Source organism: Acinetobacter sp. 1000160 (assembly GCF_000588715.1).
Lineage (GTDB): Bacteria > Pseudomonadota > Gammaproteobacteria > Pseudomonadales > Moraxellaceae > Acinetobacter > Acinetobacter courvalinii.
Map to the genome: position 1 here is coordinate 87904 of NZ_JFWP02000002.1, position 25844 is coordinate 113747.

At 41.5% G+C, this 25844-nt stretch carries 24 protein-coding genes; 11 read left to right on the forward strand and 13 right to left on the reverse strand.

The features are described 5' to 3' along the window. The 3 genes from estB to rubA all read right to left on the reverse strand — a co-directional run bounded on the left by estB (nt 1) and on the right by rubA (nt 2458). Nucleotides 1-945 (reverse strand): esterase EstB, encoded by a 945-nt coding sequence (gene estB / locus J699_RS14470; RefSeq protein ID WP_032866363.1) that lies wholly within the window; start codon nt 943-945, stop codon nt 1-3. Between the two features lie 83 nt (nt 946-1028). Then, nucleotides 1029-2210 (reverse strand): rubredoxin reductase RubB, encoded by a 1182-nt coding sequence (rubB, locus tag J699_RS14465; protein WP_032882723.1) that lies wholly within the window; start codon nt 2208-2210, stop codon nt 1029-1031. Between the two features lie 83 nt (nt 2211-2293). Further along, on the reverse strand, nt 2294-2458 hold the full coding sequence (rubA, locus tag J699_RS14460; protein WP_004678010.1) for a rubredoxin RubA: 165 nt from the start codon (nt 2456-2458) through the stop codon (nt 2294-2296). 348 nt (nt 2459-2806) lie between these two features. On the opposite strand from rubA, the gene J699_RS14455 reads away from it, so the two are divergent. Both J699_RS14455 and lysS read left to right on the forward strand, forming a co-directional pair. Further along, nucleotides 2807-3244, forward strand: coding sequence for an SRPBCC family protein (locus tag J699_RS14455; protein ID WP_032866367.1), 438 nt, complete (start codon nt 2807-2809; stop codon nt 3242-3244). Between the two features lie 158 nt (nt 3245-3402). Further along, nucleotides 3403-4929 carry a lysine--tRNA ligase gene (gene lysS, locus J699_RS14450; RefSeq protein WP_032882724.1) on the forward strand — a complete coding sequence of 509 codons (1527 nt, stop codon included), beginning with the start codon at nt 3403-3405 and terminating at the stop codon, nt 4927-4929. 53 nt (nt 4930-4982) lie between these two features. Here lysS and J699_RS14445 read toward each other — a convergent pair whose 3' ends face one another. After that, nucleotides 4983-5480 (reverse strand): DUF2059 domain-containing protein, encoded by a 498-nt coding sequence (locus J699_RS14445; RefSeq protein ID WP_009510851.1) that lies wholly within the window; start codon nt 5478-5480, stop codon nt 4983-4985. 168 nt (nt 5481-5648) lie between these two features. On the opposite strand from J699_RS14445, the gene J699_RS14440 reads away from it, so the two are divergent. The 4 genes from J699_RS14440 (at nt 5649) to J699_RS14425 (ending at nt 10458) form a co-directional block, all read left to right on the forward strand. After that, nucleotides 5649-7100 carry a capsule assembly Wzi family protein gene (locus tag J699_RS14440; RefSeq protein WP_005231560.1) on the forward strand — a complete coding sequence of 484 codons (1452 nt, stop codon included), beginning with the start codon at nt 5649-5651 and terminating at the stop codon, nt 7098-7100. 323 nt (nt 7101-7423) lie between these two features. After that, complete coding sequence (gene cysD / locus J699_RS14435; protein ID WP_032866376.1) at nt 7424-8332, forward strand: sulfate adenylyltransferase subunit CysD; 909 nt, start codon at nt 7424-7426, stop codon at nt 8330-8332. 84 nt (nt 8333-8416) lie between these two features. Further along, nucleotides 8417-10030, forward strand: a complete 1614-nt coding sequence (cysN, locus tag J699_RS14430; protein WP_032882725.1) for a sulfate adenylyltransferase subunit CysN — start codon at nt 8417-8419, stop codon at nt 10028-10030. Between the two features lie 146 nt (nt 10031-10176). Continuing rightward, nucleotides 10177-10458, forward strand: a complete 282-nt coding sequence (locus J699_RS14425; protein WP_032866380.1) for a hypothetical protein — start codon at nt 10177-10179, stop codon at nt 10456-10458. Nucleotides 10459-10505: 47 nt separating this feature from the next. On the opposite strand, the gene J699_RS14420 is transcribed toward J699_RS14425, so the two are convergent. Beyond that, the gene (locus J699_RS14420) at nt 10506-11054 is read right to left on the reverse strand and encodes a DUF2239 family protein (RefSeq protein ID WP_032866382.1); all 549 of its coding nucleotides are present in this window, start codon (nt 11052-11054) and stop codon (nt 10506-10508) included. Between the two features lie 224 nt (nt 11055-11278). Between J699_RS14420 and J699_RS14415 the strand changes: the two genes are divergently transcribed. Both J699_RS14415 and J699_RS14410 read left to right on the forward strand, forming a co-directional pair. Next, entirely contained in the window at nt 11279-11794 is a 516-nt protein-coding gene (locus J699_RS14415; protein ID WP_032866385.1) for a hypothetical protein, read from the forward strand. Nucleotides 11795-11850: 56 nt separating this feature from the next. Continuing rightward, nucleotides 11851-12114 carry a ribosomal protein L7/L12 gene (locus J699_RS14410; RefSeq protein ID WP_032866387.1) on the forward strand — a complete coding sequence of 88 codons (264 nt, stop codon included), beginning with the start codon at nt 11851-11853 and terminating at the stop codon, nt 12112-12114. Nucleotides 12115-12151: 37 nt separating this feature from the next. Here the strand turns inward: J699_RS14410 and J699_RS14405 are convergent, their stop codons facing one another. Continuing rightward, the gene (locus J699_RS14405) at nt 12152-13480 is read right to left on the reverse strand and encodes a hemolysin family protein (RefSeq protein WP_005231552.1); all 1329 of its coding nucleotides are present in this window, start codon (nt 13478-13480) and stop codon (nt 12152-12154) included. A gap of 144 nt (nt 13481-13624) precedes the next feature. After that, nucleotides 13625-14614, reverse strand: a complete 990-nt coding sequence (locus tag J699_RS14400) for a LysR family transcriptional regulator (protein ID WP_004773639.1) — start codon at nt 14612-14614, stop codon at nt 13625-13627. 529 nt (nt 14615-15143) lie between these two features. On the opposite strand from J699_RS14400, the gene J699_RS14395 reads away from it, so the two are divergent. Beyond that, nucleotides 15144-16748 carry an isocitrate lyase gene (locus tag J699_RS14395; protein WP_005231551.1) on the forward strand — a complete coding sequence of 535 codons (1605 nt, stop codon included), beginning with the start codon at nt 15144-15146 and terminating at the stop codon, nt 16746-16748. A gap of 300 nt (nt 16749-17048) precedes the next feature. On the opposite strand, the gene J699_RS14390 is transcribed toward J699_RS14395, so the two are convergent. The 3 genes from J699_RS14390 to J699_RS14380 form a co-directional block, all read right to left on the reverse strand. After that, nucleotides 17049-17675 carry a superoxide dismutase gene (locus J699_RS14390; RefSeq protein WP_005231550.1) on the reverse strand — a complete coding sequence of 209 codons (627 nt, stop codon included), beginning with the start codon at nt 17673-17675 and terminating at the stop codon, nt 17049-17051. A gap of 227 nt (nt 17676-17902) precedes the next feature. Further along, the gene (locus tag J699_RS14385) at nt 17903-18526 is read right to left on the reverse strand and encodes a superoxide dismutase (protein ID WP_032866390.1); all 624 of its coding nucleotides are present in this window, start codon (nt 18524-18526) and stop codon (nt 17903-17905) included. A gap of 335 nt (nt 18527-18861) precedes the next feature. Continuing rightward, nucleotides 18862-19620 (reverse strand): Nif3-like dinuclear metal center hexameric protein, encoded by a 759-nt coding sequence (locus J699_RS14380; RefSeq protein ID WP_032882727.1) that lies wholly within the window; start codon nt 19618-19620, stop codon nt 18862-18864. Nucleotides 19621-19807: 187 nt separating this feature from the next. Between J699_RS14380 and J699_RS14375 the strand changes: the two genes are divergently transcribed. Then, nucleotides 19808-20989 (forward strand): trypsin-like peptidase domain-containing protein, encoded by a 1182-nt coding sequence (locus J699_RS14375; protein ID WP_005231547.1) that lies wholly within the window; start codon nt 19808-19810, stop codon nt 20987-20989. 326 nt (nt 20990-21315) lie between these two features. Here J699_RS14375 and J699_RS14370 read toward each other — a convergent pair whose 3' ends face one another. The 3 genes from J699_RS14370 to map all read right to left on the reverse strand — a co-directional run bounded on the left by J699_RS14370 (nt 21316) and on the right by map (nt 24842). Continuing rightward, complete coding sequence (locus J699_RS14370; protein ID WP_032866395.1) at nt 21316-22521, reverse strand: MFS transporter; 1206 nt, start codon at nt 22519-22521, stop codon at nt 21316-21318. A gap of 169 nt (nt 22522-22690) precedes the next feature. Next, nucleotides 22691-23812, reverse strand: a complete 1122-nt coding sequence (locus J699_RS14365; protein WP_032866398.1) for an OmpW/AlkL family protein — start codon at nt 23810-23812, stop codon at nt 22691-22693. A gap of 205 nt (nt 23813-24017) precedes the next feature. Beyond that, nucleotides 24018-24842, reverse strand: a complete 825-nt coding sequence (map, locus tag J699_RS14360) for a type I methionyl aminopeptidase (protein ID WP_004773623.1) — start codon at nt 24840-24842, stop codon at nt 24018-24020. Nucleotides 24843-25056: 214 nt separating this feature from the next. Between map and rpsB the strand changes: the two genes are divergently transcribed. Next, nucleotides 25057-25809: a 30S ribosomal protein S2 gene (rpsB, locus tag J699_RS14355; protein ID WP_004652723.1), complete on the forward strand. Its 753-nt coding sequence runs from the start codon at nt 25057-25059 to the stop codon at nt 25807-25809. Nucleotides 25810-25844: the final 35 nt, after the last annotated feature.

The window sequence follows — 25844 nt, forward strand, 5'->3', positions numbered from 1 at the left end:
CTAGTGTGATGATCTAAAGTGGTGAGCAAACAAACCACTAAGTTGCGGAATGAAATGTGCAGGAATATCATGCCCCATTCCTTGGATTAATTCAAACTTAGCACCAGAAATTGCTTTTGCAACAGCTTTCCCGTGACTTGGCGGTAACAGTCGATCTTTTGATCCGTGTACAACCAGCGTCGGCTGAGTCATCGTTTTGTTCAATGGTAACAGAGAACCCGTACATAATATTGCTAAAAACTGTTGAAGTACACCCGCTGGATAAAAACTACGACGATATAATTTGCGAATGGTTTGAATTGATTCAACTGGATTGACATAACCTGGCGAACCAATAATACGGAAAACATTCAGGCTGTGATTGATAATGGTTTCTTCATCGTGTGCGGCAGGCTTGCCGAGCAGGCTGAAAAGTTGTTTCGGGTAGGGCGGTGGCAAAAGCGGTTGATTGTTGCTGGTAAATAATAATCCAACTTTTTCTACTTTTTCGGGATATTTTGCTGCAACAATCTGTGAAATCATGCCACCCATGGAAGCGCCAAGAATATAGGTTTTCTCCAGGCCAAGCTGATCCATCAGCATTGCGACATCATCCGCCATATCATACAGCGTGTAGGGTGCACCTTCATTCCCCAGACCAAACATAAAGCGACTCATCAATTTCATGGTATTGAGCCGTTTGCCTTTATTGCGGATTTTAGAAGAGAGACCGATGTCACGGTTATCAAAACGGATGACTCGGAAGCCTTGATCAATCAGTGCTTTACAGAAAAAATCAGGCCAGAATAACATTTGTGCGCCTAAACCCATGATCAGTAAAATCGTTGGGTGTTCAGGATTACCGCCAATTTCAACATGCAATTCAATGCCATTGCCCAAAGTCACTTTGGTTTCTTGCATAAAGGAAGCGTATGGCGACACATTAAACTGGAGGGCACTGTTCATGATCTTGGTTCCGAATTGAATTCTTTTTATAACTTAAGGGCTTGCCGGACATTCTTTTCTCAGCAAGCTCTCGTATTTAAACCCTAAACCTGTGCTGGAATCAAGTCCGGAACCAGTTTGGTCAAGGTTAAACGCTGTTTACCCGCAGTTGCACCTAACAGCACAAATCCTCTTAGGGTGCCTTCGCCATCTGCTGCTTTCGCGAGCATACCATCATCGAACTCTTCAGTTTCCCAGTTCACTTCAACATCCAGTGGCGCTGGTAATACGGTTAATGGTGCGGCAGGGGTTTTTACTGCAACGGGCATAGCCGGGGAGTGAACGGCAGTGGTTTGACCACTCAGTGTTTTGGCTAGAGCACGGGCTTGTTGCATGATCGGCATGACGAATGGGAGCAAAGTACCATTCACTTCAGCGCAGTCACCCACGGCATAAATATCCGCCTGGCTGGTTTCTAACAAGGTATTGGTAATAATGCCACGACTGGTCTGAATATCCGCAGCTTTCGCTAAAGCAATATTTGGCTGTAAACCGATGGCCGAAAGTACAATATCTGCAACCAAGGTCTGGCCGTTGGCTAAAGTGACTGCATAGTCTTCGCCATCATTGATTTTCGTGACTTTTTCAACCGTGGTTGATAGCGCAAATTTAATGCCTGCCTGTTCCAGATTGGTTCTGAATGCATTTGCGACATGATTAGGCAGTAAGCGACCTAAAGGCTGTGGCGCAAGGTCAATCACCGTCACTTCATAATCACTGTGCAGTAAGTCGTTGGCAAATTCACAGCCAATCAGACCTGCGCCCAGAATCACTACACGTTTGTCTTTACGTTTCGACAGATTTTCACGGAAAGTACGATAGTCAATCAGTGAATTCACCACATGAATGTCTTCGCTACCATCACCAGCGATGGCTAAACGGATGGGATTGGCACCGACTGCAAGGACCAATTTTGAATAAGGCTGGGCAATGCTTTCGCCATTTTTTTCTAAAATAATTTCATGTTTTTCGGCATGAATTTGTTTGACCCAGGTTTCCGCTTCGATGCGCATATTCAATTGGGTGGCCATTTTTGCCGCATCACCGAGCGCGATCTGTTCCGGTGCTTTTTTACCTGCAAAGGCATTGGATAAGGTTGGTTTCGCATAATTTACCGCATCGTCCGCGCAGATCATGACCAGCTCTTGCTCTGGGCTTAATTTGCGAAATTCTCGTGCAACGGTATATCCAGCCATACCTGATCCGATGATGACGATAGGGTGCATTATATTCTCCAGTATTTTCTTATTTAAAAATGAATGCTCAGAAAAAAAGACCATGATTTTCATAGTCTTTTTTTCTTTAATCTTTAGATTTCAACCATTTCAAAATCAGCTTTTGAAACGCCGCAATCTGGGCAAGTCCAGTCATCAGGAATATCTTCCCATTTGGTCCCTGCTGCAATGCCGTCTTGTGGCCAACCTTCTGCTTCGTCGTAAATCCAACCACAAACGATACATTGATATTTTTTCATGTGACTCTCCAAACTGATCGGTATGCTCAAGTTGCCTTTCAGTAAAACTATTCCGTAATGTCGCTATGATCGCTGCAAGAGGAACTAACTTATGTTAATCGGGAATTAGATTTTTACGCAGAACGACATTTAAGTAAAGTAAATGCAAGAGTTTAATCATTTATTCAAAAAGCGATATGGCAATTCTATCTGAAAGTCTTGTTATTTGAGCAATTGCTCTAAAATTTTATCGAAAGTTCAGGACTTATATAATGAAAAAAGCCAATCGTATAAAAATAGTATGTATAAAAAACAAACATTCAAAATCAAGTTATGATGAAGAAAACAATGATGGAAGGAGAATAACGCATGGAAACCTTATCTTATAATATTAAAATTTATGCGACCCCTGAAAAAGTCTGGGAGGTTCTTTGGTCCCCTGACAGCTATCCGGAATGGACAAAATTTTTTGCCTGCGACTCCACTATGCAAAGCGACTGGAAAGTGGGGGGAAAAACCTATTTTGGTGATGGCAAGGGCAATGGCATGGTCTCTACCATTGAAAGTCTGGATGAACCGAAACAAGTTGTGTTTAAGCATCTGGGAATGATCCAGAATGGTCAGGAAGATCTGGAAAGTGAAGAGATCAAGACTTGGGCGGGTGCCTTGGAAAAATATATGCTGTTTGATTTTAACGGCGAAACCCAGTTACATGTTGAAGTGGATATTCAGCCAGAGCATGCCGAATTCATGAATAAAGGCTTTGATCAGGGATTGGCAATGGTCAAGCATCTGGCTGAAAAATAAGCCTTGAGGAGGTTGATTTAACAAGGTCAACTGTCGCGTAATCTCGATTCAAAATTGATAAATATTCATTTTTTTGAATTGTCTGATTGAAATAATACGAAAATGGGTTGTGATCTGCTATTCTATGTCACTTCATTTTTTACTTAATCGAGGCAGAGATGACGCAACAAAACGCTCAATCGACTTCTGAACAAACACTTTCCGAAAACGATTTAATCGCACAGCGTCATGCCAAGTTAAAGCAAATCCAAGAGACTGCAAAACAAACGGGTAAGAGCCCATGGCCAAACACGTTTAAACGTGAACACTATACAGCTGATTTGCAAGAACAATTTAAAGATCAAGATAAAGCACAAATCGAAGGTGCTGAAAAAGTTTATGTCAAGGTTGCGGGTCGTGTGATGTTGAACCGTGGATCATTTATCGTGATTCAGGACATGACCGGCCGTATCCAGCTTTATGTCGATCGTAAAGGTTTACCAGCAGACGTTTTAGAAACGATCAAGAGTCTGGATCTTGGCGATATTATTGCTGCTGAAGGTTATATCGGCCGTTCTGGTAAAGGTGACTTATATGTACACCTTGAAGGCTTTGAATTACTGACCAAATCACTACGTCCACTGCCAGACAAATTCCATGGTTTAACCGATACTGAAGCGAAATATCGTAAACGTTATCTCGACCTGATTGTAAACGAAGAAACCCGTAAGACCTTTGAAATTCGTGCCAAAGTAGTCGCAGGTATCCGTGCATTCTTAACCAATGAACGTTTCATGGAAGTTGAAACGCCAATGATGCATGTGATTCCGGGTGGTGCATCTGCAAAACCATTCGTAACCCATCACAATGCACTGGATATGGAGCTTTACCTCCGTATTGCACCTGAACTTTATTTAAAACGCCTAGTTGTGGGTGGTTTCGAGCGTGTGTTCGAAATTAACCGTAACTTCCGTAATGAAGGGGTTTCAACACGTCATAACCCGGAATTCACCATGATTGAATTCTATCAGGCTTATGCTGACTATAAAGACTTGATGGTATTGACTGAAAACATGCTTGAGAAGCTGGCAGTTGATATTTTGGGTACTACTGATGTGCCGTATGGTGATGAAGTGTATAGCTTCAAAGGTCCATTCAAGAAAATTTCAATGTTTGATGCAATTCTTGAACATAACCCGGACTTCACGCCTGAAAATGTCAACGACCGTGAGTTCTTGGCGAAATTCACTCAGGACGTGTTAAAAGAACAGGTGAAACCTGGTTTCGGTTTAGGTAAGTTGCAAACCATCGTGTTTGAAGAAACGGTAGAAACCAAGTTACGTCAGCCAACATTCATTACTGAATATCCCGCTGAAACCTCACCACTTGCGCGCCGTAATGACGACAATCCGCATATTACCGATCGTTTCGAATTCTTTATCGGTGGTCGTGGGTTAGCCAATGGCTTCTCGGAGTTAAATGACCCGATTGATCAGGCTGAGCGTTTCCAGGCACAGGTTGCTGAAAAAGATGCCGGTGATGATGAAGCCATGCATTACGATGCTGACTTTATTGAAGCCTTGGAATATGGCTTGCCACCGACAGCAGGTCAGGGGATTGGGATTGACCGTTTGGTGATGTTGTTTGCTAACGCACCAAGTATCCGTGATGTATTGTTATTCCCGCATATGCGCCGTAAAGACTAATCCTCTTTCTAAAAAAGCCACGTTTAGCGTGGCTTTTTTTATGCTTGAATGTGTTATTCAGCTTGCATTTCTTTCGCAAATTTTTCTGCGGCCTGCATAATTTTAGGCGTAATCGCATCCATTTGTTTATAGCCCACTTGCATGCTTTTTTGCATCACGATTGGCATTTTATCAATAGTCGATTGCCCTACAGGTGTTTTATAAAATTGGATCATGCCGTCAATTTCTTCTTGGGTAAATTCTTCGGCGTAAATTTTAATCATTTCTGGTTCTAGTTTTGCCCAGGTCAATTCCTCTTGCATAATTTTGCCGAGTTCCTGAGAATAATTGACTAGAGCAAGCTCTTGTTTTGTGGTGAGCTGTTTACCTTGAGTGAATTTCTCAATACTTGAATGCATCATGTTACTGATCTGTGGACTCATTTGGCCCAGAAACTGTTCTGACTTGGTGATTTTTAATAACTGCTTTATAGAATCTTTTGAAGCCGGTTGCGCAAACGCGGGTATGGAAATTACAGTGCCTAGAATAAAGGTTATAAACAATTTTTTCATGATTTAATTTCGTTGATGTTATAAGTAAAATGAATGGTACTGATCACTCATAATTTTTGTCAATTTGATCTTGCATGTTAAAAAATGTAATTGTTCCGTTTGGTGATTGAAAAGTATGTTTAAACCAACGATCATGTCTGCATAAATAAATTTGAGAACAGTCTGGACATGTTTTTAAAAAAATCGCTTTGTATCGCATTATTTGCTGCTCTTTCTTCCCCGGTATTTGCTCAGGGTCTTGTACTCAACGATGAAAATTTAAGAACAGATTTAAACTGGTTGAACCAGCAAGGTGTCATTCAAATCAGCACATCGACTTGGCCAATGAGCGGTGATGAGATTCAACGTGCATTATCCCAAGCAAAAGTAAGCAATAATACGCAGCAGAAAGTAATTAATTCTGTATTGAATGCATTACAGGCAGATAATGCCACCGTCAAAGTCGGCTTGCATGCAGGTACTGATCTTAAAACGGTTCCTCAAGCTTTTGGTGATAATCAGAAATCCCAATATCAAATCGCTGCTGAATTTAATGCGGGTGGCGAGAACTGGGACGCCAAACTACGTGTCAATGGTGAGAAAGATCCATTGATTGATAATGGTCATGATGCCAATGTCGAAGGTTCATATATCGCAGGTAAACTGTGGAACCAATGGGTGATTGCCGGTCAGATTCCAACCTATTGGGGACCTGGGCATGATGGTAGCTTGATTCGTGGTGATGCCAGTCGTCCCGTGTATGGCGTGACCGTGCAACGTGCAGTACAAAATGCATTTGAGACCAAGTGGCTCTCTTGGATCGGGCCGTGGCAGTACCAGGCTTTTGCTGGACAGTTAGATGACTATAAAGCCGTTCCAGACACTAAATTGATTGGTTTGCGTTTAACAGCACGACCATTCCCGGCTTTAGAACTCGGTGCTTCACGCGCGATTCAGTGGGGTGGTGAAGGACGTCCTGAAAGCTTAAGCTCTTTATGGGATGCCTGGACAGGAACCAAAGACAATGGCGGTACAGGTAAAGCAGATCCATCTAACCAGATTGCAGGCTTTGATGGGCGTTTGTTCTTACAACCTTTATTTAATGTACCTGTCAGTTTGTATACGCAATTTGTTGGTGAAGATGAAGCGGGTGGTCTACCTGCAAAATATATGTACCTTGCTGGTGCTGATTACTCATCAAGCTATAACAATATGCCGTACCAGCTTTATGCGGAATGGGCAGATACCCGTACCAATGGCGAAGCAAAAGGCATTTCATATAGCCATACCACCTATAAAGATGGTTACTATCAGCATGGATTCCCATTAGGACATGCCATGGGCGGTGATGGTCAGATGTATTCGGTGGGTGGTGATATTCGTTTTGATGTGATGAATCGCCTAGGTGGGCGCGTGATCTACGCTAAAGTAAGCCAGACCCAACGCGTTCAAGATAATAATGCTGCATTCCCTGAAGCCGATACTATCAAAGGTCTGGATTTAACCTGGACCCACTACCTAAAACCAACCATTCCATTAAAAGTGAATGGCTGGGTCAGCGACTCAGATCGTGATGGACGTGATGGTGGTGTTTCTGTAGGCGTTGAAATTCCATTGGAAACCAAAATGTTCCGCTTCTAAACAAAGCTGAGCTATTAAAAAAAGAAGTCCTGATGGGCTTCTTTTTTTATTTATTCATGTGAAATGGATTGTTTTGATATTCCAGATTGTTATTTTCATATCATAATTTTGCATATCAATATGAAAAAACAAGCTAAAGAACTGCATCTAAATTATTATAATGAATATCCTTTACTCGATCGTGAAAGTAACACGAGTAAGAATCTCGATATCATGAAAAATTGGAGTTGTTATGGCACTCGTTCCTCCACACAGTCTTCAAAGTGGTGGTTTGATACCACTTATAGATTTTATGGATAGCATGGATAAAGGAGGAATTGTACATGACTGAAAATAGATTAACGCACCTCAAGCAACTTGAGGCAGAAAGTATTCATATTATTCGTGAAGTTGCAGCTGAATTTGAAAACCCGGTAATGCTTTACTCGATTGGTAAAGACTCAGCCGTGATGCTGCATCTGGCACTTAAGGCATTCTATCCGGCAAAACTTCCATTTCCGCTATTGCATGTCGATACGGGCTGGAAGTTTAAAGACATGATTGCGTTCCGTGACAGCATGGCAAAAACCCACGGCTTCGATTTGATCGTGCATCAAAATGTAGAGGGTCGTGATGCGGGGATTAATCCGTTTGATCACGGTAGTTCAAAATATACCGACATCATGAAAACCCAAGGTCTAAAACAGGCCTTGGATAAATACCAGTTTGATGCCGCTTTTGGTGGTGCGCGCCGTGATGAAGAAAAATCACGTGCCAAGGAACGTGTCTATTCGTTCCGTGATAGTAAACACCGTTGGGATCCTAAAAACCAGCGTCCAGAACTTTGGAACCTTTACAACGGTAAAGTGAACAAAGGCGAAAGTATTCGTGTTTTCCCGTTATCGAACTGGACCGAGCTGGATATCTGGCAATATATCTATCTGGAAAATATCCAGATTGTTCCTCTTTATTTCTCTGCAGTTCGTCCTGTGGTTGAACGCAGTGGTACGTTGATCATGGTCGATGATGAACGTATGCGCTTAAAAGAGGGCGAAGTTCCACAAATGAAATCGGTACGTTTCCGTACGCTGGGCTGTTATCCGTTAACGGGTGCAGTTGAGTCTGAAGCAGATACCTTGCCTGAAATCATTCAGGAAATGCTTTTAGCGACCAGTTCTGAGCGTCAGGGTCGTATGATCGATCACGATGAAGCGGGCTCGATGGAAAAGAAAAAGCAAGAAGGTTATTTCTAATTTCCTTAAGCAAGTCCCTCTTTTTTAAAGAGGGATTTAGGGAGATTAAAAGCGATTTCTAAAGAATATGTGGAGTTTTGAGCAATGTCTCATCAATCAGATCTTATTAGCCAAGATATCTTGGGTTATTTAAAACAACATGAACAAAAAGACTTATTGCGTTTTTTGACTTGTGGTAACGTCGATGATGGTAAAAGTACCTTAATTGGTCGTTTACTTTACGATTCAAAATTGATTTATGAAGATCAGTTGCAAGCCGTAACACGTGATAGTAAGAAAGTCGGAACGACAGGTGATGCACCTGACCTTGCTTTGCTGGTTGATGGTCTACAGGCTGAGCGCGAGCAGGGCATTACCATTGATGTCGCTTACCGCTATTTCTCGACTGAAAAGCGTAAGTTCATCATTGCCGATACACCTGGACATGAACAATACACCCGTAACATGGCGACGGGCGCTTCCACTGCCGATCTTGCCATTATCCTGATTGATGCGCGTTATGGTGTGCAAACCCAACCCCGCCGTCATTCATTTATTGCAAGCTTGCTCGGGATTAAAAATATCGTTGTTGCGATCAATAAAATGGATCTGGTTGAATTCTCGGAAGCGCGTTTCAACGAAATTCAGGTTGAATATGATGCTTTCGTCAGCCAACTCGGTGATCGTCGCCCTGAGAATATTCTGTTCGTGCCAATCTCGGCATTGAATGGCGATAACGTGGTGAACCCTTCTGCAAGTACGCCATGGTACAAGGGTCAAACCTTGATGAGCATTCTTGAGTCTGTGGAAATAAAACGTGAATCAAATAAACATGAATTTCGTTTCCCGGTTCAGTATGTAAACCGTCCAAACCTCGATTTCCGTGGTTTTGCCGGAACGGTTGCATTGGGTGCAATCAATGTGGGGGATGAGATTGTTGCATTGCCATCAGGCAAGAAATCAACGGTAAAAGAGATTGTCACCTTTGATGGCAACCTTGAGCAAGCCGTTGCAGGACAAGCCGTGACTTTAACCTTAAACGATGAAATTGATATTTCTCGTGGTAACGTTTTAGTCCGTGCGGGCGAGCAGCCTTTGATTTCACGTAGTGTACGTGCATCCGTGGTCTGGATGAATGAACATCCATTGGTGAAAGGCAAGCTGTACAACGTCAAAATTGGTACACAGACGGTTCCTGCCAAAGTCACTGCGATTAATTTCCGTGTCAATGTCAACACATTAGAGCATACTCAGGTTGAGGAACTTGAGCTGAATGCCATTGCAGATGTTGTGGTTGAGTTTGATGCACCCGTGGTCTTTGACCAATATCAAGAAAGCCGTTATACCGGTTCATTTATCTTTATTGACCGTTTAAGCAATGTCACGGTTGGTGCAGGTATGGTTGAAGCGGCAGTTGAATGGACGGCTCATAGCAATCCTGTGACTGCAGAAGATCGTGCTGCCCGTTTAGGTCAAAAGCCTGCGGTGATTGGTGTGTCTGCATCATTGATCGAGAAAGCGCAAGCTTTAGAGAGTTTATTGATTCAGCAAGGTGTGGTTACGATTGCGAAAGCCAATTTAACGGCTGAGCAAATTGCATTATTACGTGAAACAGGTGTGGTAATTGTTACCACAACTGTTGAAGGTACGGATACAGAAATCACGGCTGAAACGGTTGAAGAAGCAGCTGAGAAAGTTGTGGAGTTGGTTCGTCTTTAATAGGCAGAACTGATTTGAAAAAACCCGCGTAAGCGGGTTTTTTTTATGCTTACAGATTTAATCGCATAATAATGAAGCATTTAAAATATATGTGATATTTCACATAAAATATTTCCTTATACAATGCCTTCCTTAGAGAGGTGTGTATGAAAAAAATATTATTTTTAATGGGGTTATGTCTGGCTTTTAATGTTGAGGCCAAACAGGGAGAAAATAGTACAGCGGCAATTAAGCGAAAAATTATTCAAGAATCTATTGAGAGCTATCCAGGTAACTGTCCGTGTCCCTATAACACTGCACGTAATGGTAGTCGCTGTGGAAAACGTAGTGCTTATAACCGTGCTGGCGGATACACACCTTATTGTTATCCGGAAGATGTCAGTGACCGCAAGGTAAAAGAATATAAAGAAAAGAAAAATCTAGTTTAAAAAAAGCCCCTGCAATAGGGGCTTCTCAATACATAAAGGCTGCTTTTTTAAAAGGCATGCATGGATAATCTACGAATATATTGCTGCGGATCTAAAGGGTAGTCTTTAATTAATTTTAAGAAAACCGCCTGATCACCTTGATATAACGCGCGGGTTGCTTCTTCAAAATTGGGCATATTGCCTAACATTGCCGACATAACGCGATCAGTGGCTTGTTTAGCCAGCATGATATTACTTTCAGAGGCTGGATCATTCAGCTCCTTATCAATCAGTTTGCGAATCACTGCAGATGCACTGGCACTCTGTTGATCTAACCAGTCCCAGTGTTTCTTCTGTAAGGTAATTTCACGAGAGATCACACCGAGTTTTGGACGGCCAACTTTCTTTTCCGGTTCAGGTTCGCTGTAGCGCTGCTGAATCTCTTGCTCAGCACCTGAAAGGTCAAGGTCGATTTGTCGACCTGTTTGATCGTTAAAAATCAGGATCGTCTCGGCAGTTTCACCAAGTTGTTTGAGCTTTAATGCAATGTCAGCAAGTTGCGCTTGAGCAATCAGCGTATAGCCTGAAAAAGCAGTATAGGTTGATTGAGTATTCATTTTATTCACATATTTTTATACGGGTAAAATAATATTACCAGGGTAAAAATAAATTAGCAAACATATTGACCCATTTTCTAAAAAGGGATTTAAGCCAGTTAGGCTAAATTCTGGAAAACTGATCTAAAAAATAACGCAGATAGAATGCCAATTTTCATTTTTATTCTGCGTTGATCGCGCTTTTATGAGACAATGTTTTTTTATTTTTGTGTATTAGGACTCCCATGATTGAGCAATCTCCTGAATCTTTAAGCGATATCGAAATTTTAGACATTTTACAGTCTATGAAAAAAGATAAGCTGGATACGGAAGCAAATGAGATCATCCGTAATGGGGGGAAAGCTGGGCGTCAAGAAGCACATAAACAGGCTTTGGTGGCACTGAATGCCAGCTTTGAGGACAAGTTTGTCGAAGCTGTGACTTTGGCATTGGGTCTGAATTCAGGTCAGGCTAAAAAAATTCGTTATAAAAAAGACCGTATCCGTATTTTAAAAGCCCGTGGCATTGATTATTTAGCGATTGATGGTGCAGAAACAGCACAGGTATTGGCTCAGGTTGCACAGGCCATTGGTCGTGAAGATGCAACGGTGACCCATGACTTGCACAATATTTTTCCATTCTGGAAAGAGGGCTGGCCAATGGTTCAATTTGACAATGCATACAAGATTCTAGCCGAAGATATTAGCATCCATTATCAGGCGGCATTAGATACCTTATTGGCACAACTAGGTGGAAACTAAGCGCGGATAAACGCCAGTTCTACTCATCAATCAAACATAACAAGGAATGTTAGTTTATGAGTTCATTACCTCATATTCCACCTGAAGCATTAGAAGTGTTACGTGAAGGGCAACTGATTGAGGCCATCAAGATTACCCGTGAGAAAACCGGGTTGGGGTTAAAGGAATCAAAGGATTTAATTGACCAGTATTTGCAAGCCCATCCACAAGAACAGGCACGTGTGCAGGAGCAGGTGGCACAGCGTAGCCGTGGTGGCGTAAAGGTTGTGGTCTTTATTGTGGTGTTACTGATCATTCTGATTTGGTTTGTTATGAAATAAAGAAAGCCCGTTAAACGGGCTTTTTTTTGACTTTTACTTAGTCTTCAGACTGGATAATCGTATCATTTTCCTGACTCGGTAAAACTTGTGTCACCAATAACTGGTCAATTTTATAATGGTCAATATCGACCACTTCAAACTTGAAGCCCGCATATTCTACGGCATCTGCAGGACGCGGGATCTTGCGTAGGCGATACATGATAAAGCCGGCAATGGTTTCATAATTCTCATTTTCAGGAAACTCTTCAATTTCCAGAACATGTTTGACGTCTTCAATCGGTGTACCCCCATCAATGAGCCAGGAATGATTGTCCCGCTTAATGATCTGCTGTTCTTCATCCATTGGCGTTACCCAGTCGCCCATGACGGTGATCATGATGTCGCTTAGTGTAATCACCCCGACTACCAGCGCATATTCATTAATCACGACCGCAAATTTTTCTTTGGTCGAGCGGAAGCGGTCGAGTAATTCTGACAGGGTTAGGGTATCTGGAATCATTAACACATTACGAATGGTCGATTCATTCAGTTGTGTAAAAGATTGTTTATTCAGAATACGCACTAGAATATCTTTGGCATCGACATAGCCAATCACCTGATCAATATGTTCATTACAGACCAGAAATTTTGAATAAGGGTATTCACCCAGTTTTTGACGAATACTGTCTTCAGGTTCTGTCAGGGTGAAAAACACCACATTTTCACGGGTGGTCATACTTGAAGGAACAGTACGTTCCTCCAGTTCAAATACGTTTTCAATGAAATGATGTTCCTGCTTTTGTAGCACCCCGGCTTGTGCGCCTGCGTCCATGACTGCTGAAATATCATCAAAGGTAATATTGTCGTCACGGATGGTATTGACTTTGAATAAGCGGAATAACAGATTGGCAATCGCATTGATGCCCCAAGCCAAAGGTTTGCAGATTTTAATAAAAATCTGAATCGGCTCGATGACGCTAATGGCAATTTTTTCTGGCGCAATCATGGCCAAACGTTTTGGCATCAGATCAGCAAACAGAATGAACAAAGAGGTGACCATGGTAAAGGAGAGAGCAAAACCAATGGTTTCTAGCCAAGGACCTGCATAAAACTTCACAATCAGATCAACAAAGAATGGCCGGAAGGCAGCTTCACCGAGAATACCACCGAGGATTGCAACGGCATTTAAACCGATTTGCGAGGCTGCGAAGAAATCAGCGGATTGTTCTTGTAGATCTAAAACTTTTTGAGCGCGGGTTTCGCCAGATTCGGCCAAAATTTTTAATTTAACTTTTCTAGCGCCAGCGAGAGCAATTTCTGTGAGTGATAAAAAGCCTGCTGCTGAAATCAGCAGGGCGATAACAATAATATTCTGGAAGAGACTCACACATCACCTGTGTTGCATATTATTATGAATATGTTGTAACACAAAAAAGAACAGAGGTAATCAAATCATTACCTCGTAATAACAGTTTTGCTGAGCAAACAAGCATATCCATTCGAAATTAAATATGATTATAGAGCAATATTTTTAGTATTGTGAAAATTGTGAGTTATTTAAGAGAAATTCACGATTCTCTTCTTCAATCATCTGGCGTGCCACAAACAGGATCAGCTGTCTTAACCAGCGATGGGCAGGATGATGATGTAATAACGGACACCATGCCATTTTTAATTCAAACTCAGGAATATAAAATGGAGGATCCTTTATAACCAGCTTTGGATTTTGGGTTTGCAAACGCGCCATACGGGTTGGCAATGTCGCAATCAAATCTACATTTTGCGCTAACAATGCTGGCATCTGATAATGACGGGTAAACACTGAAATTTTACGACGTTGACCAATACGCTCCAACGCCTGATCGATCCAGCCGAGTCCCGCCTGTTTATCCGGATTCACACCGAAACCAACCCCCATACCGGTTTTTGAGACCCAGATATGCTGCGCATCTAAATAGCTTTTCAGGTTTAAGTGAGTCACAGCAGGGTGTTTGTCATTTAAAATACAGCTAAAGCTATCACGCCAAACCAGAACCTGATGGAAGCTTTGTGGAATTTCATTGAAGCGGTTAATGGCAAGATCTACTTTACCTTGCTCCATGTCCCGATAAGACACATCACTCGGCGTCAAGAAATCCAGTACCACATTGGGTGCTTCTGAACGCAATGCCTTGACCAGGCGAGGCACTAAGGTTGCTTCGGCATAATCCGAGGTCATGATACGGAACACGCGCGTACTGGTATAAGGACGGAATTCGGTACGTGGCTCCAGAATCATGGAAAGATCTGAGAGCGCATCGCGAATACGTGGTTGTAATTCTAATGCACGCTCAGTCGGCGTCATGCCTTCAGAAGAGCGAATCAGGAGGGGATCATTAAACAGATTACGTAAACGACGTAAAATATTACTCATCGCAGGCTGGGTAACACCGAGTTGCTCTGCGGCGCGTGTGACATTTTTTTCACGAAGAAGTACGTCAAGATAAATTAATAAATTAAGATCGACCCGCTCCAGATTCATAAAAAAAATACCGAAAATAAAATCCTTAAATTGTGTTGAATTATGACATATATAAAGCCTTTTGTGTAACTTAATCCTACATAAAAGCAACAGCGCCAAGGCATATAACATCGCTTGAAATATCGGGTGCACTTATTGATCTGGTCATGCTCAACTTTGATACAATTGTTGTTTGTAACACCAGTAAGACACGCTAAAAAATTAAATATTTTGAGTATTTGAACGCTTATTTTACCGTGTTTTTTGAACTGACCAGTCTAGAAAAATGGCCTAAAATAGGGTTTTTACGCATTTCAGTGTATTTTGAAAATTAATTAAATACAATTGCTTATGTTTTATTTTTGAAGTTTTTGATAAAAGCCTATACATACATTTTCTAAGAAAATACCGAAGATTAAGCTAGAATATTGGCTAAATCGCTTGCCAAAGACTAAGCTTTGAGACATGTTGATGAGGTGCTTGAAATCTAGACTAAATAAAATCAGGATTTTTAGCCCCCGTTCGATGCCAATCCTCAAAGGAATAGATCATGACTACATATCAAACAGCGATTGATGCAATCCGCGAATTAAAAGCAAAATTTGGCAACACTTGGGCAGATATTAGTCCTGAAGATGCTGCTCGCATGCAACTACAAAACCGTTTCAAAACTGGTTTAGACATTGCGAAATACACAGCTGCGATTATGCGTCGTGATATGGCTGCTTATGATGCCGATTCTAGCAAATATACTCAATCATTAGGTTGCTGGCACGGTTTCATCGCTCAACAAAAAATGATCGCGAACAAAAAATACTTCGGTACAACTGAACGTCGCTATATCTACCTTTCTGGTTGGATGGTTGCTGCACTTCGTTCAGAATTTGGTCCACTTCCTGACCAATCAATGCATGAAAAAACTTCTGTTCCTGCGTTGATCGAAGAAATCTACACTTTCTTACGTCAAGCTGACGCAAAAGAACTAAACGATTTATTCCGTGCACTTAAAAAAGCACAAGAAGCAGGTGATACTGCTAAAGCAGCTGAAATCACTGCTCAAATCGACAACTTTGAAACTCACGTTGTGCCAATTATTGCGGACATCGACGCTGGTTTCGGTAACGAAGAAGCGACTTACTTACTTGCGAAGAAAATGATCGAAGCGGGTGCATGTGCACTTCAAATCGAAAACCAAGTATCTGACGCAAAACAATGTGGTCACCAAGCTGGTAAAGTAACTGTTCCACACGAAGATTTCATCGCTAAAATCCATGCATTACGTTATGCATTCTTAGAAATGGGTCTTGATGACGGTATCATCGTTGCACGTACTGACTCTGAAGGCGCTGACTTGACTCAAAAAATCCCAGTGGTTAAAGAGCCAGGCGACATCGCTTCTCAATACATCAGCTACTTGGATACAACTGAAATTGACATCGCTGATGCTCAAGAAGATGAAATCCTGATCAAGCGTGATGGTAAATTACACCGTCCTAAGCGTTTAGCTTCTGGTTTATATCAGTTCCGTCCTGACACTCAAATTGACCGTGTGGTACTTGACTGTGTATCTAGCCTTCAAAATGGTGCTGACCTTCTTTGGATCGAAACTGCGACTCCAAACGTAGAAGAAATCGCTCACATGGTTAACCGTGTTAAAGAAGTTGTGCCAAATGCGAAGCTTGTTTATAACAACAGCCCATCATTCAACTGGACTTTAAACTTCCGTCAACAAGCTTATGACCGTTGGGTTGCTGAAGGTAAAGACGTTTCTGCATACGACCGTGCTAAATTAATGAGCGCTGAGTATGACAATACTGAATTAGCTGCTGATGCTGATGCTAAGATCCGTACTTTCCAAGCAGATGCTTCTCGTGAAGCAGGTGTGTTCCATCACTTGATCACACTTCCGACTTACCACACTGCTGCTCTTTCTACACATGAGCTTGCACAAGGTTACTTCGGTTCTGAAGGTATGTTGGCTTATGTTGCTGGCGTACAACGTAAAGAAATCCGTGGCGGTATCGCTTGTGTTAAACACCAAGCAATGGCGGGGTCTGACATCGGTGATGATCACAAAGAAATCTTCTCTGGTGACAATGCGCTTAAAGCACATGATGATGCTAAAAACACAATGAACCAATTCGCTGCTCACTAAGCACTGAACTGATTTAAAAGGAAACCCTGCGCAAGCAGGGTTTTTTATTGTTTAAATCATTGCTTAAGGCCAGATAAATGTCCGGCTCTCTAAAAAATAAACTGTTCTATTTTTAATTATATTGAGTAGGATCTATTTAACCATTTCTATTATTTGCATGGTTGATTAACCTGGTGTTCAGCAGACTCAAGTCTCAGATAGAACTCTTTGAAATCAACTGTTCAGCAGACCGATCATTCAATCAACAGATATAAAAAAACTGCTCATCAAGAGCAGTTTTTTTATTGCAGAAATAAAAACTTATTTCTCAACACCTGCTGGTTGACCTGCAAGTTTTGCATTTGCATAGTCCCAGTTAACCAGGCTTTCTAAGAAAGTCGCGATGTATTTTGGACGTAAGTTACGGAAGTCGATGTAGTAAGCGTGTTCCCAAACGTCGATTGTTAATACAGCGATTTGACCATGCGCAAGCGGCGTGTCTGCATTTGAAGTTTTAGTAATTGATAATTTACCGTTTACTTCGTCAGCAACTAACCAAGCCCAACCTGAACCGAATTGAGTTGTTGCAGCAGCAGTGAATTCTTCTGCAAATTTTTCGTAGCTACCAAACGCTTCGTCAATTTTCGCTGCAATCGCGCCTGTAGGTTTACCACCACCGTTTGGCTTCATGCTGTTCCAGTAGAATGTGTGGTTCCATACTTGAGCAGCATTGTTGAAGATACCAGCTTTAGATGCATCACCAGCAGAAGCCTTGATGATTTCTTCTAAAGTTTTACCTTCAAGATCAGTACCTTTGATTAAGTTGTTTAAGTTAACAACATAAGTATTGTGGTGTTTGTCGTGATGGTATTCTAAAGTTTCGCGAGTGATATGTGGCGCTAGATCATCATAGCCATATGGAAGTGCAGGTAAAGTAATGGTTGTCATGTTTCATTCCTTGCAAATTTGCTGGGTTTTACATTAAGTGTTTTTATTGTAAATGATTCTGCATGCAATAGGGCAGTCTTTTAATACACAAAATATGCAAAAAATTTCCATCTGAGACATATACCATACACAAGATAGAATTAGAGCCAATGATTATTTTAGATTATCTTTGAGCTGGCTCTAATCTACATTGATCAAGCAGAAGTTTTTAACTTTATTATTTAAAATCAATTTTTTATTGCTGTTAAAGCCGCATGGTAGCGGCGATTGACCTCATCCCAGTCCACCACATTATAAAAAGCCGCAATATATTCAGGTCTACGATTTTGATATTTTAGGTAATAGGCATGTTCCCATACATCCAGTCCTAAAATAGGGGTATGACCATGCATTAGTGGCGAGTCCTGATTGGCACTGCTTTCCACCACAATTTTACCTTCAGGTGTGACACTCAGCCATGCCCAGCCACTTCCGAAACGGCTAATCGCGGCTTTGGTAAATGCCTCTTTAAATGCATCAAAACCACCGAGTTGCTGGTCAATGGCTTTTGCAATATCACCTGTCGGTTCGCCACCACCGTGTGGGCTCATAACGGTCCAGAATAGTGAATGGTTGGCATGTCCGCCAGCATTATTGATCACCATAGGTTTAAGTTCGGCTGGAACTTCATTCACTTTGGCGACTAGCTCCTCTACAGGAAATTTTTCCCATACCGTGCCTTGAATTGCGCCATTAATATTATTGATATAGGTCTGATGGTGTTTGCTATGATGAATTTCCATGGTCTTGGTATCGATATTGGGTTCAAGTGCATCATAGGCATAAGGCAGCGCAGGTAAAGAATAAGCCATGTGTTTGATTCCTTTTGTAATCAATGTGGTTTTATGAGGATGAAATTAAGCGCTTTCATTATTGATATAAAAGCAAATGAGAATCAATATCTTTTAATTTGCTTTTATCTATGTGATATGAATTAAAAAATAAATTTTATTTATCAGTTGATTAAGAGTGAGGAATCTAGAAGTGGTTATGTATTTAAAATTATGGCTATAGAGATGAGCAGCTAGGCAATGAGAACCCTGCATCATTAAGCGACCAGAAAGAATCGATGGGGAGGCAGAAAATTGGAAAATAAAAATCAGATAAAGGAATGAAATGAATTTCACTCCTTTATCCGTGCATCGGCTTAAATTGGATTGTTGAGCTCAAAATACTCAGATTCAATGGCAAACTGTGTTGCAATGGCTTGTGCCAAGCGCTGTACGCCATAACGTTCAGTGGCATGATGACCACAAGCAAAATAGTGAACCCCTAACTCTTTGGCTTCATAGAAAGTGCGTTCACTGACTTCACCTGAAATATAAGCATCGCATTCTGCTTGAGCAGCTTTGGCAATAAAGTCTTGTGCGCCGCCTGTGCAGAAGCCTATTTTTTTGATTGTAGTTTTAGTACTCGGTAAATGAATTACATTAAAATCAAAGACAGCTTGTAACTTTGCTTTAAATTGCTCAGGGCTCAGTGCATGGTCTAAATAACCAATGTTGCCGATAGGGTGCTTTTCACTTGGATCTAATGCTTCCAGATCGTTTAGCTCCAACAAATCGGCAATGGCGACGTTATTGCCTAAAGTCGGATGCGCGTCTAGTGGCAGGTGATAGGCAATTAGGGAAATATTATTCTGGATCAGTTTTTTAATGCGATTGCCACGCATACCGGTAATCGGATAGGGTTCGCCTTTCCAGAAGTAGCCATGATGCACCAGTAAGGCGTCCGCCTGTTGAGCAATCGCGGCATCAATCGCATCTTCAGAAGCGGTCACGGCGCATAAAATTTTATTGACTTCAGCTTTGCCTTCAATTTGTAAGCCATTTGGTGCGTAGTCTTTAAACTCGTTTGCTTTTAAAGTCTGATTACACCAGTGCACAATATCTTGCACATTTGCCATGCGATTCCTCAAATGATTAACAGCTTGTTAGAGCTCAATAAAAACATATTTTTAAATGTAACTAAAGCTAGACAAAACTTTTTTAACTTTTGCATTGATTTTAAGCAATTTACTTTACAATAGTGGAAACTTCCAGTTCTTCAATAAATTACGTACATTACATAATTTCGCCTAGAGGATAATAGACGTGCGCCGTGCATTTACATGGTTACCTTGGGTATTACTCATTCTTGTTATCGTTAGTTTTCTGGCTTGGCAGAAATCACATCAACCGAAACCGACTGTTGCGGCTGATGGGGTAAAAATGCCGGCAGAAAAGGTTGAGCCTCTCATTGATACATCACGTGCCGGTGGGGTGGTTTCCTATAGTGCTGCAGTCAAAGTGGCTGCACCTGCTGTGGTGAATATTTTTACCACGCAGAAAGTCAAACAGATGAATCATCCATTATTGAATGATCCTGTATTTCGCGAGTTCTTTGGCAATCAAATGCCGCAACAGCCTCAAAATGAAAACAGTCTGGGTTCAGGGGTGATTGTACGTGCAGACGGTTATATTCTCACCAATAATCATGTGATTGCTCAGGCTGAACATATTGTGGTGGCATTGCATGATGGCCGTCGTGCTGAAGCCAAAGTAATTGGTACTGATCCAGATACAGATCTGGCTGTAATCAAGATCGAATTAGATAATCTGCCAGTGCTACCATTTAAGCTGAGTGGTAACGAAGTAGGTGATGTAGTACTTGCGATTGGTAATCCATTTGGTGTCGGTCAAACCGTAACTCAAGGGATTATTTCTGCCACAGGTCGTTCTGACTTGGGAATCAATACCTACGAAGACTTTATTCAAACCGATGCTGCCATTAATCCGGGTAACTCGGGTGGTGCATTGATTGATGTTGCGGGCAATCTGATCGGTGTCAATACTGCAATTTTCTCTCAATCTGGCGGTTCCTTGGGAATTGGCTTTGCTATTCCAGCCAAGGTTTGTCAGCAAGTGCTTAATTCCATCTTGAAAGATGGCCGTGTGGTACGAGGCTGGTTGGGGATTAGCCTGATTCCAAATACCATTGAAGAGGATGTTCTGGCAACAAAACCGATTGGGGTTACCGTGGCTGATGTATTGCGTGACGGACCTTCGGATACGGCAGGCATTAAACGTGGTGACAAAATTATCCAGGTCAATAATGAACAGATTTCTTCCGCTTCGCATTTAATTAATTATGTGGCATTGCAAGCGCCGGGTAGTCTGATTGATGTGATTGTGGAGCGAGAAGGCAAGCAGCAAACGCTCCAAGTGAAGGTGGGAGAGCGCAAAGTACAGCAAAATACGCAATCTCAATATATACCTTTACCGAAACATCCTTAATCAAGATGGTTTTACCAGAGAGGGTCGCTTAAAGCGGCCCTTTTTATGGCTGCAATAAAAAAGCTTGTTGACGATAAGGCCAACAAGCTTTTTTACATTTTATAGGTGTTTTTATTTTTCATTAAATCATGCAAATTTTATCGTTTTATGACAAATTTTTGATGATTCAATGACAAGTGTGAAACTTGGAAATACGTAATTAGTGGGCACAAAATGCCTGATTGAAATATTCAAATAGATCAGGCGTTTGAAACCAGATCAAGATTGAAAGACTAATTAAACCAAGAATAAAGCCCATCAGTAAAATTTTAAAATTTCGTTCAAGATTAGTCATGAATAATGGCCTCTTCATTGACGAACAGATGAATCACCACGCCAAAAGCACTTAATAGCAAGCAGGCAAGCCAGATCATATTGTAGTTGCCGGTCATGTCGTGGTTGATACCCCCTAACCAGCCTCCAAAAAATGAACCGATTTGATGAGTAAAAAACACAATGCCACTCAGCATCGATAAATATTTTACGCCAAACATATTCGCAACAATACCATTGGTTAATGGTACCGTTGAAAGCCAGAGCAATCCCATGATGATGCCAAAACTATAAACGGTAAATATACTCAGGGGTAATAACAGGAAGGCAATGATGGCGACGCCACGTAAGCCGTACAGCAACATCAGCAGTTTCGGTTTTGAATAACGATCGCCTAACCAGCCAGCCCCATAGGTCCCCACAATATTGAACAGGCCTACCAGTGCTAAAAATATGGTGCCTGTGGTGGCATCAAAGCCATGATCAATTAAATAACCCGGTAAATGCACTCCTAAGAATACCACCTGAAAGCCGCAGACCAGAAAGCCTAGGGATAACCACCAGAACGGTTTATGTTTGCGGGCAATGTTAAGAACCTGTTTAAAGCCGAGACTGGGTTGATTCAGTGCCTTCGGTGCGGTCGAAGTAGGGGATTTTAATAACCATGCCAACGGGATAATGAATGCAATCGCGAATGCACTGACGAGTAGTGCGGAGGACCAGCCTATACTTTTGAGTAACAGTAGGGTGGATGGCAACATGATAAATTGACCGAATGATCCTGCTGCACTGGCAATCCCCATTACCATACTGCGTTTTTCTGGCGGAGCTGCACGACCAACGGCTGAAAGCAGTACTGTAAATGAGGTCGCAGATAAAGCCAGACCAATGACAAGCCCTAAACTAAGATTTAGCAGAACTCCGGTTGAGCTGAATGCCATCATTACCAAGCCAATCGCATAGAGCACGCCGCCTGCTGCAACCACTTTCTTGGTACCATATTTATCGGCAATTGCACCTGTGAAAGGTTGGGCCGCACCCCAGATCAAGTTTTGTAAGGCAATGGCAAAACTAAAAATATGGTGTCCCCAGCCAAATGCGTCGCTCATCGGGACCAGGTATAAACCGAAGCCATGACGTACGCCCAGCGAAAGTGCAAGGATCAGTGCACTTCCTATCAGCATATAGGTCAACTGTTTTGAGAATTGTGGCTTTGACATTGTTGTTATGATCAAGGAATAAGTGAAAAGTATTTTAAAATACTTCTGTCTATATTTCGATTCTAAAAAAATGATTAGCGTTCTATTTGTTTGAGTAATTTCTTTACTATTAGAAATATCAGGAAATAAAAAAAGCAGCGAAGGCTGCTTTTTTTATGAACTAGGATGCTTAGAAACGATAGCCGACACCGACATAGGTAATTAATGGATCGATATCAATTTTGGTATTGGCACGAATGAGTTCTTTACCGGTATTAGAGTCCGAGATAGTAATTTTTGCATCACTACTCATTGGTGCATATGTAACAGAGCCGACAGCAAACCAGTTTGGATTAAAATCATAAGTTGCGCCTAGTGTTGCCATAGGAGCCCATGCATCATCTGCTTCAACTTTAATTTTAGGATTGGCTGAGGAGGTTTTGCCATCAAGTGCAGCGCCCGCTTTATTATCGAGAACATTCTGAATCATATGACCCGCAGCAACGAGATCATTACTCACATTATCATCAAGTTTTAAATGGGTGAAATGAGCATACATGACACCTACACCAACGTAAGGTCTAAATTTATTAACGCCTGTTTTACCAAATTGGTAATGAATTTCTGCAGCGGGTAACCATGCAGTTGCGGAGGCCGCTTTTTTGCTTTGTGATAAATTAGTGATAGGGATATCTTTTTTTAGAGGAATATCGGCCCCAGCTTCACTAATAATGTTTCCAAGCCAACTCCCCAAATTTGATCCATCGTCAATAGGAGTGGCATGTCCTGATAACGGGGCATAAATGTTACCCTTACCGAGGATATCTACTTTAGGAGGAATACCTGCTTTAATTTCTAAAGAAACGTTATCGGTAAAATGATAGTTGGCCATGATACCCAGAGTATCTACATCATCTGCTTCTAGCCCCGTACCTTCTGCTTGCCAATTTGATAATCCATTCAAGGTACCTGTACCAGCAATACTGCCTGGTAAGGTTTTTATCCCCAGATTTTCACCTAAATTAATTAGATTATACCAAGCTTGTCCACTCGTTGTACTTCGATCAATTGCACCCTTAACAGATTTTATTGAAATATCACCAATTTTTGATTTTGTTCCCTCAGCAACACCAGTATTGATATCAATTGGATTGCCTTTTCCTTGTGGCATGGCATGCAACCAACCAGCAGAAACTGAAAAGCGTTTAAACCCATCACCATCTTTTAGACTGAAATAAGGTGAGTCTGCAAAAGTAATTGTTGGTAGGGCACATAAGCCTGTAAGCAGGCAAGCAAATGACTTCTTCATCATCTTGGGACTCCATGTCCTAAAGTTTGTAAGGATTTTTCTTGCGCCCACGATAACTCTTTTTTTGACCTACTTTGTTTAGTTAAAATTTATAATTGTTATGCTTATGAAAAAAATTGTTTGATTTAGATAAATTGATGAAGAAATTATGAAGATACAAAAAAAGTCACCGAAGTGACTTTTTTCTAAAAAAATTAAAGAAAATAAATTACATAAAACGAGATAAATCTTCTTCAGGACGCGCGGTTAATACTTCAATACCAGTTTTGGTTACCAAAATCGTATGTTCATATTGGGCCGACAATTTGTGATCTTTTGTGACAACGGTCCACTTATCACCTAAAAGCTTGGTTTGCCAAACACCTGCGTTGACCATTGGTTCAATGGTAAAGGTCATGCCTGCTTCCAGACGCATACCGGTACCTTTTTGTCCATAATGCAAAACTTGTGGTTCATCATGGAAGACATTGCCGATACCATGACCACAATATTCACGGACGACACTAAAACGTTCAGATTCCACATATTGCTGAATGGCATAACCGACATCACCCAGATATGAACCGTCTTTTACCGTGGCCATGCCGCGATACATGGCTTCTTGGGCCACTGAACACAAGCGGTTTGCAAGAATAGAGGTTTCACCGCCCACGATATACATCATGTTGGTATCGCCGTGATAACCATCTTTAATGACTGTTACATCGATATTAAGAATATCGCCGTTTTTTAAGATTTTATTTTCAGACGGAATACCGTGACAAACCACATGGTTGACCGAGGTACAAATAGAATGCTGGAACGCAGGGCGACCTGGTGCTGCGCCATAGCCGACACAGGCCGGGATTGCTTGCTGAACATTTTCAATGTGATTGCGACAGATGGTATCGAGTTCTAGTGTGCTCACGCCCGCTTTAATATGCGGTTTAATCATGTCTAGAACTTCAGCCGCCAATTTGCCAGCAACACGCATCTTTTCAATTTCTTCAGGTGTTTTGATTAATCGACGAGGGGCTGTATAAGTTGTATTCATGATCTCTAAAAACTTTTGGTAATTTGCAAGCGTCTATGGTATAAATAGCCGCCTATTTTATCAAATGCTTTTCGTGAATATATTTTACGAAATTATCTGATAATTATAGTCGTAAAAAAATCCGCACATATATCGACACATTACTCTGGGTGCCTAGCAATAGGTGGAGAATGCGGATATATGGAGGCCTAACCCAAACTTTAAGGTAAAGAAAATGGCAGATTACAACGTAAGCATGCGCGACCTTCTTCAAGCAGGCGCACACTTTGGTCACCAAACTCGTTTCTGGAACCCAAAAATGCGTCAATACATTTTTGGCGCGCGTAACAAAATTCACATCATCAACCTTGAGCACACTGTTCCTGCGTTAAATGATGCTTTGAACTTCGTTAACAACCTGGCGAGCAAAAAGAACAAAGTATTATTCGTTGGTACAAAACGAGCTGCTTCTAACATCATCCGTGAACAAGCTCAACGCGCTGGTCAACCATATGTAGATCACCGTTGGTTAGGTGGTATGTTGACGAACTGGAAAACACTTCGCCAATCTATCAACCGTTTAAAAGATCTTCAAACTCAATCTCAAGATGGTACTTTTGCTAAGCTTACTAAACGTGAAGCTTTAGAGCGTACTCGTGAGATGGAAAAACTTGAACGTGCTTTAGGCGGCGTTAAAAACATGGGTGGTTTACCTGACGCATTATTTGTAATCGACGTAGATCACGAAGCGATTGCAATCAAAGAAGCGAAAAACTTAGGTATTCCTGTAATCGGTATCGTTGATACAAACTCTAACCCAGACAACGTTGATTACGTTATTCCGGGTAACGACGATGCGATCCGTGCAGTAACTTTGTATGCTTCTGCTATGGCTGATGCGATTCTTGCTGGTAAAGAATATGCTCAATCACAAGCAAATGCACAAGCAAAAGGCGACGACGCTGCTAAAGACGCTTCTGAGGCTTAATGCGTTTTGACGCAAGCTTGTCATTTTTGCGACAT

Coding starts and splice junctions, on each gene's coding strand:
- rubB (WP_032882723.1), bottom strand. CDS start 2,210: ATGCACCCTATCGTCATCATCGGATCAGGTATGGCTGGATATACCGTT.
- lysS (WP_032882724.1), top strand. CDS start 3,403: ATGACGCAACAAAACGCTCAATCGACTTCTGAACAAACACTTTCCGAA.
- J699_RS14440 (WP_005231560.1), top strand. CDS start 5,649: ATGTTTTTAAAAAAATCGCTTTGTATCGCATTATTTGCTGCTCTTTCT.
- J699_RS14370 (WP_032866395.1), bottom strand. CDS start 22,521: ATGTCAAAGCCACAATTCTCAAAACAGTTGACCTATATGCTGATAGGA.
- J699_RS14415 (WP_032866385.1), top strand. CDS start 11,279: ATGATTGAGCAATCTCCTGAATCTTTAAGCGATATCGAAATTTTAGAC.
- J699_RS14400 (WP_004773639.1), bottom strand. CDS start 14,614: ATGAATCTGGAGCGGGTCGATCTTAATTTATTAATTTATCTTGACGTA.
- J699_RS14390 (WP_005231550.1), bottom strand. CDS start 17,675: ATGACAACCATTACTTTACCTGCACTTCCATATGGCTATGATGATCTA.
- J699_RS14455 (WP_032866367.1), top strand. CDS start 2,807: ATGGAAACCTTATCTTATAATATTAAAATTTATGCGACCCCTGAAAAA.
- J699_RS14395 (WP_005231551.1), top strand. CDS start 15,144: ATGACTACATATCAAACAGCGATTGATGCAATCCGCGAATTAAAAGCA.
- J699_RS14445 (WP_009510851.1), bottom strand. CDS start 5,480: ATGAAAAAATTGTTTATAACCTTTATTCTAGGCACTGTAATTTCCATA.
- J699_RS14425 (WP_032866380.1), top strand. CDS start 10,177: ATGAAAAAAATATTATTTTTAATGGGGTTATGTCTGGCTTTTAATGTT.
- J699_RS14420 (WP_032866382.1), bottom strand. CDS start 11,054: ATGAATACTCAATCAACCTATACTGCTTTTTCAGGCTATACGCTGATT.
- rpsB (WP_004652723.1), top strand. CDS start 25,057: ATGGCAGATTACAACGTAAGCATGCGCGACCTTCTTCAAGCAGGCGCA.
- estB (WP_032866363.1), bottom strand. CDS start 945: ATGAACAGTGCCCTCCAGTTTAATGTGTCGCCATACGCTTCCTTTATG.
- cysD (WP_032866376.1), top strand. CDS start 7,424: ATGACTGAAAATAGATTAACGCACCTCAAGCAACTTGAGGCAGAAAGT.
- rubA (WP_004678010.1), bottom strand. CDS start 2,458: ATGAAAAAATATCAATGTATCGTTTGTGGTTGGATTTACGACGAAGCA.
- J699_RS14410 (WP_032866387.1), top strand. CDS start 11,851: ATGAGTTCATTACCTCATATTCCACCTGAAGCATTAGAAGTGTTACGT.
- J699_RS14380 (WP_032882727.1), bottom strand. CDS start 19,620: ATGGCAAATGTGCAAGATATTGTGCACTGGTGTAATCAGACTTTAAAA.
- cysN (WP_032882725.1), top strand. CDS start 8,417: ATGTCTCATCAATCAGATCTTATTAGCCAAGATATCTTGGGTTATTTA.
- map (WP_004773623.1), bottom strand. CDS start 24,842: ATGAATACAACTTATACAGCCCCTCGTCGATTAATCAAAACACCTGAA.
- J699_RS14365 (WP_032866398.1), bottom strand. CDS start 23,812: ATGATGAAGAAGTCATTTGCTTGCCTGCTTACAGGCTTATGTGCCCTA.
- J699_RS14385 (WP_032866390.1), bottom strand. CDS start 18,526: ATGGCTTATTCTTTACCTGCGCTGCCTTATGCCTATGATGCACTTGAA.